Raw genomic sequence first — 12,979 nt, 5'->3', positions numbered from 1 at the left:
TCTCTTCGGTGGAGAAGGGACGCTGGCCGATGCCTTCCTTGACAGATTGGTAAATTCCTCCCATCGAATCAACCTAAAAGGGGAGTCTATGAGAAAGGGTATCTTAAAAGAAGAATAAAAAATTTTCACTACTTTGCAGCATCTTTTAGAGTGGCACCATTTGACCGAAAACGCTGGCATGGTCCGACCGGAATACCCAGTTAGCGGTAATTTTAAGATGAATCAGAAACCTGACAACTAGAGCATTAACAAATTGAAAATATAACCTATGGCGGGTAAAGTGATAAATTCAAGCGTTGTAGTTTTAAGAAAGTTCGATGTAAGTCGAACAGATAGTGCTTCGAAATCCACCATTAGTAATATTAAGCTAACCGTTGACCAACATTAAAACAAACATAGGATAAATGGAAAACATTGACACAATCGATCAGACATCATCAGAAAAACCAAAAAAGGCAGAATGGTGGAGACGATTAATTGGTTGGTTTATTGATGCCCTCCCAATAATGATGTTGTCTACAGCAATTGCTCAAGAAAATAGAGAGCCAGAAATGCAACAATTCTATTTTGTAATGATTTATGTTTTTTATTGTATAATATTAGAAGGACTTTTTCATCGTACATTAGGGAAACTTGTGACAGGCACTATTGTTATTAATAGTAGAACGTTTGAAAAGCCATCTTTTGGTCAAGTCTTAGGTAGGTCATTTTCAAAATTAATCCCATTTGACGCATTATCTTTTCTTTCAAGAAAACCAAGGGGTTGGCACGACTCAATTCCAAATACAATGGTTACTACCATCAAATCGAGACGAATTTACAAAACAGGAAGCACTAAGGTAGACTATTCATCAGCTAACTTCTTGCAAAAACGAATTATAAAACTAAAATCGCGGAAAAAAGGTGTTTTTAGGCTAATTATAACCTTGAGCATATTTTTACCTTTGGTTACATCAATAATTGCTGAGAGAAATGACAGTTCCTCAGACGGTGAAGTCTTTTTCGGTGTTTTAATTCTTGGGTTAGTTATTTATTGGATAGTCGTTTTTGTGGGGCTTTGGATTTACGAAGGATTTGAAGAACAATAGCGTTGCCCAATCTTGTATACTGCCCCCAAATTGCTCTAACTGGGATTGCCGCTCGGAACACCGGACGTAAACGTATACCTACTGAAATGTAAGTTGTGTTCTGAGGTTCTCGCTTTTATATATAAAGCCGTATGATGCAATCTACTTCTTCGACGGAGGCTTTGGTTGACTACTCGGTTTTGGTACAGTTCTCCCTTTTTGTTCTCTGCTTGGAGAGGTTGGTCGAGTAGTCGGTGTTGGATTATTTTTTTTAGCCATGATGGTATGCGTTTATTCCAGTAAAAGTTAAAATGCACAGAATACCAATCCCGAGCAAGATTATTGAACTGATATTCAATCTCGATATTATTTTGTTTCGTCGATCAATATTCTTTATCAAATCCAGAGTTGAGATATTTTCATCAATGTCCTGGATCGTTTTTTCATTGTATCGACTTGAAAGGTAATGCGAAATTAAATTCAGAAATAGTGTATTGGCCAGAAAAAACCAGCCTAACAAAACTACCCAAATATAAACCGATTGGTCCAATGGGCTCAATTTGTCAATAAAGGTTACGGTAATGGCCAATGCACCAGAGGAAATGAAGGTAATGTATTTTTCAAAATCATCCTCACTTCTGCTTTTCTGTTCTAAAACAGCTTGCCGGTGCAAATTTCGTTCTTGAAAATCTTTTTTGGATCGAAGCATCTGAATTGATTACGAATTAAACTCCAATTTCGGCAACCCCTCCACAATCTCCACTGTCTGAACGCTCACATTGATAATGCTGAGTAGCAGATCCAGTATATATCGTGGATTACCGACTTCTTCTGCCCAATCATTGGGGTTGTTTTTGATGCCGCTGGCTTTGTCTATTTTTACCTGGTAGCGTTCCATGATCCATTCAATGGCCGATTTGCCATGACGGTATGAGAAGCCACCAAAACCTATTGGTACTTTTGACAGGTTTGTTTATTTTCAAATTAAGTGCAACCCTCTTTAGTTTCCATACCTACTAAGTTAACTAAATATTTGGAAAAAACTTTTCTACCAAATACTCGTCGTTGTCACCGGATCTGCCAGCTCATCTTTTTGAAGCCTGTTGTACAGCTCCTCAAACCTATCGAAAATATACTTTAAGAATATCAGTCCCAGGTTGTGCATATTTATTAAATTTTCCTACTTATTAAACTTCCTAAACGCTGCAATCATTTGATAGATTAAAAAACTCAAAGTAAAATTATACCCAATATCAACGTAAGACAACCAGTATATAAGGTCTAATTCATTTTTAATATTAATCAGAAAATTAAAGGGAAGTAGCAAATAGTCTATATGACCTGAAATTAAAAGATCAAATGAATCATTATCCAATATGGAATACAAAAAAATTGCATAAATAACAACTAAAAAAATAATCTCATAAAAAGCAAACCTCCAGTCAGTAGAGTGCTTGTTAGTGTATTTATTTAAATAAAGGATAAACTTTTCGCCCCAATTTAAATTTTTATCTCCTTTCAAAGTTTCATCAAATTCAGCAGCTTTATAATTTAAATATGAATTTAAATCCTTTTTAGAGTCAGAAGTGTTTTTAAGAAACCTTAGGATTTCAATCCTATCACAATTTTCTCCGTTGTACTTATTTTTAATGTTATTGGGCTCAACATATTTAAAACCTATTAACTGTAAATCTTGGATAGTAGAAGAAATAATAAAAATCCTTGAAAATAAATGCAGAATAGACGGTTTAAAGGTAACTTTATTTAAATTTGAATTGATTACTACAAAATCACCATCTTTATTAAGAGTATCCTTAACTTCGTCAAAGAGAAAATTTGTTGAAGGGTTAAAACCGTTTAATTCCAAATTGTTGGCTCTAAGGTTTTTTACATATTTGAAACTAGTAACCTCACCCATTAACCTTAAGGTTCCAATTTTAACATATATTTCTTCAAATTTATTTGAGGAATTAAATTTGATTTGGCTATTTGAATTAAGTATAAAAAATTCATAGAAGTCTAGCTTGTTTTGTTCAAATACAATTGCTTTTGCGTTTACCTTCTCGATATTAAACGTTGTTATTTTCAAACTTTGATTTTTATCCCTATCAAAGAATATATTAAATTCTATATTATTTGCATTAATATTATAAATAAAATAGTTATTACAAATTGGAAGAAAAATACTTTCAGAAGAATAAAGGCTTTCATAAACTATGTTTTCCAAGATAAAATTATTTATTTTTGTTTTAATTAAATGAGGATATTCATTTTTAACCCTACTAAAAAACAGTGAATTAATAGAACATTCTTCCATTAAGATTTCATCCACCTCACAACGAATTGAACTAGATCCTAGTATAATAAAGTCATTTAAAATATTAACATTATATACATTCAATACTTTTATATTTTTAAATTGAAAATAAAGGTCTTTACAATATATATTCATAAGGTTAACGGCATTATCTTTCCCGGGTGTTTTATGATTATATTCAACTATTGTTTTAGGTTCATGAATAATTATTTTATTTGCCTGACTTGAGAATCTTATACTAAATATAATTTTATTATTATTTCCTAAAAATGAGACTAGATTATTAAAAACCGGATTAATAAATTCAATAACTTTATTTTTAAAACAAAATTCTACTTTCCCTATTACTTTAAGATTGAAAATTTTAAAGTTTTGTCCATCTAATTCATATATATCACTTGAAATTCCATGAATTGTAACTTCCGAATTCCCATCATAGACATTGACTCCATCTATTTTTTCAAAGTGCTTTTTAAGTAAGATCATTTTATTAGTTTAAAATTATCGAATCATATCATTCACTATTTAACTTTCTTTAAAACAAAAAGGTATATTCAAAATTTAAACCGAAATCTATAACTTTAATTTATTCAGAAAATTTATAATATTTTAAGGTTTAAGGTTCCTGTTTGTGTTGAATAACGCGCAATGAAAACCCTTACTAATTGCAATGCCCTTCTGAAGGTATGAGAGGCCACCAAAACCTATTGGTGCTTTTGACAAGTCTTCCCTATCCCATTTTCAAAATGAATGTATTCGGATTTAGATGCTTTTCCTGCTAATTTAACTAATTCTTTCAAATAAACATTTTCCGCCAAATACTCATCTATGTCCTCCGGATCTTCCAGCTCATCTTTTTGAATCCTGTTGTACAGCTCCTCAAACCTGTCAGAGATATATTTTAGTAATATGAGCCCTAATACAACATGTTTTTACTCCGCAGCATCCATATTGGTCCGAAGTTTATCTGCGGTAGCCCAGAGGGTTTTTTCGAGTTCTTGTATCATTAGGTCTATGGTAAAAAAGCAGGATTAAAAAGGCTTTAGTGCAATTAAAGGGCAAATTTGGGGATTTCAAATATTATTTGACTTAAGGAGGTGGTTTTATTGTAAGTAACTCCAAATAAAAAAAAGTACTATTACCACAAGTACGGTAAAAATAATAAACTTATCAGTATCTGATTCGTTTTGGCTGATTTCATCGAATTTAGTAGGAGGTTCTAATTCTTTAATCCTTTTCAGGTAGCCTTCCAAGTTTAAATCCGGTATTTCCTTTTGGTTTACAAAGCAGAAAAAATCATTGGTTATTCCATCCTTTTAAAGAATTAGAGCATTACCATCAGCAAATACCTCGTTTAAAAGTAGCTTCTTACCCCCAACATTTACCACTAAAGAATCCATGGCAGCCAAATACTCCCATTTACTTTCTTGTATTTCACCTTCTTTGACAATGTACAGGGATTTGTCCTTACGGAAAATGAGTCGTTGAATATTTAGCTCACCATCCACCATGGTCCAGGGAATATCTACCAGCATGTTCTGTTTGGCTAATCCCTGATTATAGGATTTTAGGGAGGATTGGACATCTTTGAGGAATTCTTGGAGCATCTATTTACACCTTAATTTATAACTATTAATCTATAATCTTTTGCTTCTCAACCTCTTTAAGCAATGAATCCTTTTTTGCCTCAATTCTGTCCTGCTCTTCTTGAAACAACTTTTTCTTTGTACTGAAATAACTCGAGGTATAAATTATTTCAAAGTGGTTCAGCTCATTAAATTCTTCAATTTTAATGAAATCATCTGTTTTATATTTTTTATCTGCTTTCTGGTTAAATTTAATTATTTCCGATAAAGATCTTTCTTTACTATAGAAGCTATCCAAGTCCTTATAATATTCATCCTTTATTGACTCTTTCGGAATGGACAAAATTGTCGGAGACTTTCTAACCTTCAGGGTTACCGTATGTCCTGGAAACTTCCACAATTTGAAAATATCGGAGCTCTCAAATCCTGGCAAATCATGATAAGGATTCCCGTATTCTTTACCAAACAATTCAACAATTTCTTCGATACTATCGTCACTTGGATATCCATAAGGGTATGAAAAATGATTCTTGATTCCGATGCCATTTGACGATAGAATTATTTCGTAAATAGAATCATTTAAAGTCGAAATTCTTACCTCATTAAATTTAACTCCCATAAAACTACCGAATTCCTCTGAAGGAGAATGCTTGTAATATATTTTCTCGTTGTTGTCAGGACCTGATTTAATTTCTCTTACGGAAAAGCCAAATAGATCCAAACTATCAAAGTGGACATTGAGGTTTAACTGCCCAAACACTCGAATTGGCTCCTTTTTGAATTCTTTTTCTACAAATGAATTTAAATTTTCAGAATAATGAGTTTCGCTATCTTTTCCTGAGCAGGAAAAAATTAAATACACAATTGGTAAAAAAAACAGTGTTTTTGATTTCATAGCCATATTACAAAAACCAAGAGGGAATTACCACCCTAGTTTGTAAGATACTCACTATACTTTTCAAATTCAATCGTTTTAGACATTTCGGATATTTCCACATAGCGCTGAAGTGTACTCACCCGTCTATCTCCTGTTGTTTTCTGGATCACAGGCAATGGTATTCCAGCAAAGATTGCATTAGTCATAAAGGTTCTACTTCCCGTGTGCCTATCTATCAACTTGTATTTGGGGATTACATGGTGTTTTTTGATCCCTTTCTCATACTTAACCGACTGCACTGTCGCAATTCCCCGCTCCCATGCGTCTTGAACATATGAAGATTTGTAACGTCAAAACCTTGCTATTTTCCCTCATCCTGATTTTTTCCTGTGAAAATTACACTAGCCCAAATAGAGAAGGTACTGCCGAGGTGGTCATCTCAGTGGCTTCGAGGGGATTTTATCAGTTTCTCATCAAATTCGACGACGATCTTTATTATCCTGAAAACCTACCAGAGGAATTTAAGGTGGTATCTCAGGAACCCATACCTGTAGACATCAAATTTCAACTCCTGGATGACCAGGAAGACATCTTTCAACCAGCTCCCAATGATGTACCTGTTTTCCTGATGTCTGTACCCCTGATCAAGATAGTATCGATCGAAAAAATTAAACCAACTCCCTAAAGAGTCAAATCGAGTAATATACCCTCCCCCTGTTTCCCACTATGGTTTTCGACATAAGTTAATCTTTGCTGGTCTAAGGGTAAGAAAAGCCAGCAAAACCAGTTTATGCTTTTGACAGGTCTCTTTTACACCATTCTCAAAGTAAATGCAATCCGCTTCGGATGATATGCTTGCTTATTTAACTAAATCCTTCAAATGATCATTATTCCTTTGGTTGGTAATTTTCAGTAGTGGTAGGCCAGGAAGAGACCTGTAACCGCAAGGATGGGCACGTAACCAGGATTGCAAATCCTGCATTATCTGTAGTCCGACATTGCAAATGTCGAACAGCTCGTCCCCGATACGCTCCGCGGGATTTGTAATCCCGTGGGGCAGATGAAGGGGATTTGTAATCCCCAACTCGGAAACCTAAGCAGGATGGCAAATCCTGATTTATCTAAAGCCCGACATTACAAATGTCTAAAAGCACCAAGAATTGGGATGATTAAAATGTTGGTATTTTACCAACGTGTTTGTAATTTTACGTTAAACGGGAAACATGGTAATTATCTACTTGACCAAATTGATTGTTTTTGCAAAGAAGCATTCCGATTCGGCCAAAAGTCTAACCACCTGGAAGGTGATTGTAGAAAATGCCAATTGGCAAAAAAACCAGGATATATTGGAGTGTTTCCCGACTGCTAAGATCATTAAAGGCAGTAGGGCACGCTTTAAGATTGTCGGAAATAAATACCGGTTGGTCATCGAGGTAAATTTTGAGGATAAAACAGTAGAAGTTCGATTTATCGGAACCCATGATCAATATGACAAGCTCGATGCCACTACCATTTAAAAATTAGGTAAAATGAAAGCGATTAAAAACAATAATTGGTTCTTACTGGAATCAGAAGCTGATTTTGAGGCGGCAAGCGAAAGGTATGAGCAGTTGAAAGATGCGGAAAAAGGTTCGGTAGCACATAAGGAAAAAATGCTTTTGGTTCACCTGATTTCCGAATATGAAAAAAAGCGTTGGAATTTGCCGGAAGTGGATCCCATCGAAATGATCAAAATCCGTATGGCCGATTTTGGCTATAATGCCTCCACCCTGGCAAAAGCCTACGGTGACAGGGGTACCATCAGCAAGGTGTTGAATTATAAGCAGTCCCTGTCATTGACCATGATCAGAAAATTCAGCCAGTTACTGAAAATACCGGCAGAATGGCTTATAAAGGAATACCCGCTGAAAAAAGCCATTTAATTTGCAGGGATGATAGGACTGGATCATCACAATTCACTACTCAAAGAGACCTGTAATCGCAAGGATTTGTACGACACCAGGATTGCAAATCCTGATTTATCTGAGATTCGAGATGGCAAATGTCGAACAGCGCGGCTCCAGGAGCGAAAAACCCAGCCCTAATATTATCAATTTTTTTAGTATTTACCGCTTTTTTCCGATTTGTATCCATTTCTTGTGCTATATTGAAAGGGTCATCATCAGGAATAATAGGGGCCTGTTCCGAAAACCCACCATTGGAAAGGGCCTGTTCAACGCAAAAAAAAGCCAATCATGCCAACCACTCCCCTTACCCATCAACAAACGCCCATTCCCTCACCGGTTTACAGGCGCATCCATGTGGGGAATTTTATGGCCCGGCTTTTGGTGGAAAATGAATGCTGGGAGCAATGGAAAGGGAAAATGCCCGTACTCTATAACCGAGCCTGAAAAGGCTACTCCCTCTCATAAAACAGGTCCCGATAATCCTGTAACTACAACTGAACCCTTTGACCAAATAAAACTCACTATGAAAAAGGCACCGTACACTACCTTTGTCTTGATGCTGGCCTGTTCGGCCATTTCCATGTACATCACCATGTATTTCAATACCTATGAGCTAAGTCATGTCTTTTTCAGCTGGACCAGAATGTACATGACCCTGATCGGTATCGGTGGCATGGCCATCATCATGTTTTTGTTTATGCGGAAAATGTACGCCAACAAGATAAAAAATATGGCCGTTATCCTGGGCAGTATTTTGCTGATGGCAAGCGCCACCTTTTTGGTAAGGCAGCAGATTCCCATTGAAGATGTGAAATGGATGCGGGCGATGATACCCCATCATTCCATTGCCATCCTGACCAGCAAACAGGCGGACTTGCAGGACCCGGAGGTGAAAAAATTAGCCGATGAAATCATCAAAGCCCAGGAAAGAGAAATAGCCGAGATGAAAGCCATGATCAGGCGATTGGAAAATATTCAATAGGAAAAGATGGAAAATATTTGGTTTGATAACTGGGAAAGCCTGATCCGTACCGTTTGTTTAACCACCCTGGGATACCCCCTGCCATGCTGTTGTTATTGAGGGTTTCGGGTAAACGAACCCTATCTAAGATGAATGCCTTTGATTTTACAGTCACCATTCGGGGTAAGAAATCAACCTATGAAAACGTTAAGGTAGCGACCTGAAACAGCTTCTCTAATCGAGGCCACTTTGGTGTAACTGGGCATCTTCTGACCTTAAAAGAGATATCTTGAGCAAGGTTACCGGTTCAATGGGTATTCATTTATCCAATGAAATCCCCTGCTCAGCAGAAAATAGTCTGATTTCATTTTTCGCTTTGCCTGCAGGCTAACCTGCTCGTCTTCGAATTTTGCTTCCAGGTGATACTCATTCCCGTTTTCACGCAAGAACAAGGTCGGGGATTCGTCCCGCTCAGAGGAATTGACCAGGGAAATCAGGCCATCCTCTCCGGCTTTGGCAATGGAATAATAGGACTTCTCTCCGGAAACCCGTTCTACAACCAGGGTTTTTCCGTCCAGAATCACCCTCGCCCATGTGGCATCGGCCTGAAGGCTGGTCGGCTCATTTCCATTGCTAAGAATTTCATACGCGCCCTCCCAGGGATTATCGAAACTCCGGTAGGATTGGGATAGAACATGCCCTACCATCATAGGCCAGGTCTGCCAGTCCAGGTAACTGCCGACCCACCAAAAAATTAAGGCTTTCCATGCCCTTTGCAATGGGAGCAGCAATCAGTTCATGGGCAAAGGGAATGTGCCTGACCGGAAACGGCAGCATAAAAAGGAAGGCATACCCTGCTATCCAAAGCAGGAAAAAGGTGCTTAATGCGCTGGTTTTTTCAGTTTTCATAGGCTGCTGGCGAATGGTTTGGGAGCTTCGCCCAATTTCAGCAACTAAAATAGTAAATAAAATTTAAGCAGCTACTAAAATTAACGGAGATTAACAATTGTCCGGCCTTATCGCTGGCTGAGGCCCTGCCCAGGCAGCTACCCGATCCCGGGGATTTGAAATCCCGGGGTATGTAAACCACACCTGCTACATGGCTGCTGCAATAAATCTAAAATACCCGAAAAAATCCCTCCCGATTTTGGTCGGGACAAAATCAACCTCTGGAAAGGGGAATTTGTTGAAAACCTAAGATACAACTAATCCTATTGATATGGCCCTGCCTAATGATACAAAATCCCCCTTTCTCTTATGGTTTAACCAGGTAAATCCTTTTCGGATTAAAACCATGGAATCACATCTCTATAAACTTTTTGTAATGCTCATAACGCAAAAATATATCCCTTACGTAATGGTAGGGTTCTGCTCCCCTCATAAAGCCATTTCGCACCACCTCATCATGGTAGTATTTTTTATCGGCCAGCTTCAGCATATACTCTTCTACATTTTGGTCCCAGACATTCGGATCTTTGCCATGCTTTTCCGCCAAACGCATGGCATCAAATACATGTCCTGCTCCGCAATTGAAGGCAGCCAGCGTAAATTTGACTTGCTGGATAGAGTCTTCTACCGCTTCAAAGTAATTGCGCATCTTGCCCAAATACTTCACACCTCCGCTTACATTTTGCTTCGGATTGAAACTATTGCTGACCCCGACTTCCTTGGCTGTAGCCGGCATTAACTGAATCAGGCCGCTGGCTCCCACCCAGGAGGTAGCCTGGGGATCAAACCTTGACTCCTGATACACCTGAGAGGAAAGAAAACGCCAATCCCATCCGATTTTGGGGGCATTGGCCTTGATGATCTCATCGTACAGGCTGATTTTATTCCCGTTTTTGCTGTATAAATCGCTTTGAATCCTGCCCCGGAAGGATTTGGTATTTTTGAAATACTTATTGTAAATCACATAATAATCATCGCTCTTTTTCTCTTCTGCTATCCATTGGTTGATGGCCCGTAGCAATTCAGGCGAATTCTGCCTTACCGCCCAGGCGATGCGTTGGGAAAAAGAAATCCGGGTATCTATATGGAGTATGGGATAATAGGTTTTATTAATCGCCGCGATATTGTAATCAGCCACCGTTCGATCGATTTCCCCTTCTACTACCATTCGGATGATTTCGTCGGTAGGTACGTTGCCATCGATCCGTTTAATCGGAATGTCAGCACCTATCTCATCCTGCAGGTTTTGAAGCCGTTGCGAATAGGAGCTGTTTTCTCTTACCCAAACGGTATCATCTTCCAATTCCAGCGTATTTGAAATGACTTCCTTGTCAATTTTGTAGCCGGGCAGAGAGCGCCAGTTGTCGGGCATCCGCTGTACCAGGGCCTGGTGGGTCACGTAATGATTTTCGGTAAAACTCACCAATTGTTTTCTCGGCTCGGTGATTGTCAGTCCATAGGCGATCAGGTCCCCCTCCCCGTTGTTCAGCATGTCAAACAGCTCATCGATGTCCTCGGCTATGGTAATTTTCAGCTCCAGATCCAGGTGAGCTGCCAGGCGGGACAACAACTCGTATTCAAAACCCATGGGCATGCCTTTATACAAAAAATAGCTCGTAGAACTGTAAATGGTAATGGCATGCAGCACCCCATCCTCTTTGATGCTTTCCAGGTCTTTTGAAACCTTATAAGGTACCAGATACGGCTCCATCACCGGCTCCCCTTCACCGGGGCTTTGGGAACAGGCAGCCAAAATCAGTAACACGACTATAGATAAAGTATTTATTCGTAGGTCCATAAGCTATACATTATATGGAAATAAATGAATTAAGCAAGGAATTGTTTAATTCATTGCCTTTTTTGACCCCGATAAAGCTGGGGTTTTAGGTTGCAAATGCTGTTTATGAACTGATTTTTAACTCCTGGGTTCGATAATCCTTAATCTGGGCGAGTACAAATCCCTTCGCCGCAGCGAAGGGCTGGGGGATTATTTCGGGGATTTCAAATTTATAACAGATTTTTCTGATCGGTTTTTCATGGGGCCATTGTACCACTAGTAAATTTGAACACGAAAATGAATCATTTAGGATTTATTAAAGCATAAATATCGGGTAGTCGACTTTTAAAATATTCAGGTAAATTTTCCATCATCAAAACAAAATTGCTTTTTTCAATTTGCAGTATGTTTGTATATACATCATTCTGTTTTGAATTATCTACGAATAAAAGATTGTCAAAGAATTGAAAATGCTGGTTTACATGTTTATAACCTGCTTTCCATTTTAAATCAACAGTTTTATCATCAACGAAATGGCCTTGAAACTCTGCCCTTACCTGAATACGGTGCCTGGCAATATCTTGGTTTTCAAGGCAGAAGAAGATCAAGTTAATTTGATACCCATTTATTTTAAACAATTCAGGCCAAATTAAAGGGTGTGAGTCGAAATTGGTTTCATAGCAAAAATCAGCTTGATCGTTTAAAGCTTTATCAATCGACAATTCGAAGTCTCTGATTGTTTGATTTCTAGCAATATCCTCTCTCAATTCACTATCAAAAAGACAGTTATAATTTTCAAGAAATATTCGATCATAGTCAAAAGAAGTCATTCCTTCTGGTAAAAATGAAGAGGCAAAAGTTGACTTTCCTGCGCCATTACATCCTGCAATGACGATTAGATTAGGCATTTAATTTTAAAATTCGCATAAGTTCAGGGCTTAGTTTTCCTTCCTTTTTTCGAATCTGAAAAAGTTCCTCCCTGGGAATAACCTGGCTGTTGAGAATATTTCTAGCCTTACTCATTTGTTGAGTGACTTTTATGCCTGTAATTAATCTCTCTTTACCCATATCTCAAAATTACAAATAAATCAAGATTAGTAAAATAATCAAATAGTATTTATTATCGGCAATAATTCATTTTTTGGGATTAGGAGGGATAAATGCCACTAACGAAATACTTCGCTGTATTTTTTATTTTCTAATCATGCGTTTTGAACAGCGGATTCGGCTTTCTAAGCTGGCCCTCTGTTAAAAACATCAAGATATAGAAGGGAAATTCTAATGGTTTCTCCACCTTACCATTCAGGTCATTTCCAAACCTGACTAAATGCTAAAAAAGGAGAACGCTTTCGCTTCTCCTTCCCGTTTTTTTTGGATTAGTAGATCCTTAAATTTGCTTCACTACGCTATATTCAACTGATAAAAACAAGGTAAAACCTGTCAGGTTGATCGAATCAACGTTTTTTGTGGGTTGAATATCAACAAAAACCTGACAGGTTT

15 protein-coding genes are annotated in these 12,979 nt (G+C 37.6%); 7 read left to right on the top strand and 8 right to left on the bottom strand.

Annotated features, from left to right (window positions below; genetic code table 11):
- The coding region (locus GL182_RS24040; protein WP_240469620.1) for an ATP-binding protein at positions 1-118 on the top strand (118 nt) is incomplete at its 5' end.
- 286 nt (positions 119-404) lie between these two features.
- Positions 405-1,088 carry an RDD family protein gene (locus GL182_RS05150; protein WP_163378466.1) on the top strand — a complete coding sequence of 228 codons (684 nt, stop codon included), beginning with the start codon at positions 405-407 and terminating at the stop codon, positions 1,086-1,088.
- A 697-nt stretch (positions 1,089-1,785) separates the two neighbouring features.
- Here GL182_RS05150 and GL182_RS05145 read toward each other — a convergent pair.
- The 4 genes from GL182_RS05145 to GL182_RS05130 form a co-directional block, all read right to left on the bottom strand.
- On the bottom strand, positions 1,786-1,977 hold the full coding sequence (locus GL182_RS05145; RefSeq protein WP_262889320.1) for a type ISP restriction/modification enzyme: 192 nt from the start codon (positions 1,975-1,977) through the stop codon (positions 1,786-1,788).
- Positions 1,978-2,247: 270 nt separating this feature from the next.
- Entirely contained in the window at positions 2,248-3,870 is a 1,623-nt protein-coding gene (locus tag GL182_RS05140) for a hypothetical protein (RefSeq protein ID WP_163378464.1), read from the bottom strand.
- An 830-nt stretch (positions 3,871-4,700) separates the two neighbouring features.
- Positions 4,701-4,991 (bottom strand): hypothetical protein, encoded by a 291-nt coding sequence (locus tag GL182_RS05135; protein WP_163378463.1) that lies wholly within the window; start codon positions 4,989-4,991, stop codon positions 4,701-4,703.
- 25 nt (positions 4,992-5,016) lie between these two features.
- Positions 5,017-5,865 carry a hypothetical protein gene (locus GL182_RS05130; RefSeq protein WP_163378462.1) on the bottom strand — a complete coding sequence of 283 codons (849 nt, stop codon included), beginning with the start codon at positions 5,863-5,865 and terminating at the stop codon, positions 5,017-5,019.
- 316 nt (positions 5,866-6,181) lie between these two features.
- Here GL182_RS05130 and GL182_RS05125 point away from each other — a divergent pair, with 316 nt between their 5' ends.
- From GL182_RS05125 to GL182_RS05105, 5 genes are all read left to right on the top strand, one after another.
- On the top strand, positions 6,182-6,532 hold the full coding sequence (locus tag GL182_RS05125; protein WP_163378461.1) for a hypothetical protein: 351 nt from the start codon (positions 6,182-6,184) through the stop codon (positions 6,530-6,532).
- Between the two features lie 538 nt (positions 6,533-7,070).
- On the top strand, positions 7,071-7,364 hold the full coding sequence (locus GL182_RS05120) for a type II toxin-antitoxin system HigB family toxin (protein ID WP_163378460.1): 294 nt from the start codon (positions 7,071-7,073) through the stop codon (positions 7,362-7,364).
- Between the two features lie 12 nt (positions 7,365-7,376).
- A complete protein-coding gene (locus GL182_RS05115) occupies positions 7,377-7,769 on the top strand; it encodes a type II toxin-antitoxin system HigA family antitoxin (protein ID WP_162342883.1) in 393 nt (130 codons plus the stop codon).
- A 312-nt stretch (positions 7,770-8,081) separates the two neighbouring features.
- Positions 8,082-8,237, top strand: a complete 156-nt coding sequence (locus tag GL182_RS05110; protein WP_163378459.1) for a hypothetical protein — start codon at positions 8,082-8,084, stop codon at positions 8,235-8,237.
- Between the two features lie 79 nt (positions 8,238-8,316).
- Complete coding sequence (locus GL182_RS05105) at positions 8,317-8,775, top strand: DUF305 domain-containing protein (protein ID WP_163378458.1); 459 nt, start codon at positions 8,317-8,319, stop codon at positions 8,773-8,775.
- Positions 8,776-9,053: 278 nt separating this feature from the next.
- Here the strand turns inward: GL182_RS05105 and GL182_RS05100 are convergent, their stop codons facing one another.
- The 4 genes from GL182_RS05100 to GL182_RS05085 form a co-directional block, all read right to left on the bottom strand.
- Positions 9,054-9,464, bottom strand: a complete 411-nt coding sequence (locus GL182_RS05100; protein ID WP_163378457.1) for a hypothetical protein — start codon at positions 9,462-9,464, stop codon at positions 9,054-9,056.
- Complete coding sequence (locus GL182_RS05095; RefSeq protein ID WP_163378456.1) at positions 9,418-9,663, bottom strand: hypothetical protein; 246 nt, start codon at positions 9,661-9,663, stop codon at positions 9,418-9,420. Before GL182_RS05095 ends, GL182_RS05100 begins: the two co-directional genes overlap by 47 nt.
- 391 nt (positions 9,664-10,054) lie before the next feature.
- Positions 10,055-11,500, bottom strand: a complete 1,446-nt coding sequence (locus tag GL182_RS05090) for a transporter substrate-binding domain-containing protein (RefSeq protein WP_163378455.1) — start codon at positions 11,498-11,500, stop codon at positions 10,055-10,057.
- Between the two features lie 281 nt (positions 11,501-11,781).
- Positions 11,782-12,387, bottom strand: a complete 606-nt coding sequence (locus GL182_RS05085; RefSeq protein ID WP_163378454.1) for a zeta toxin family protein — start codon at positions 12,385-12,387, stop codon at positions 11,782-11,784.
- Positions 12,388-12,979 lie beyond the last annotated feature (592 nt).

The organism is Cyclobacterium sp. SYSU L10401 (assembly GCF_010993705.1).
Taxonomy (GTDB): Bacteria; Bacteroidota; Bacteroidia; order Cytophagales; family Cyclobacteriaceae; genus Cyclobacterium.
Note: the sequence above shows the minus strand (reverse complement) of the source record. Positions and strands in the feature narration are given on the sequence as shown.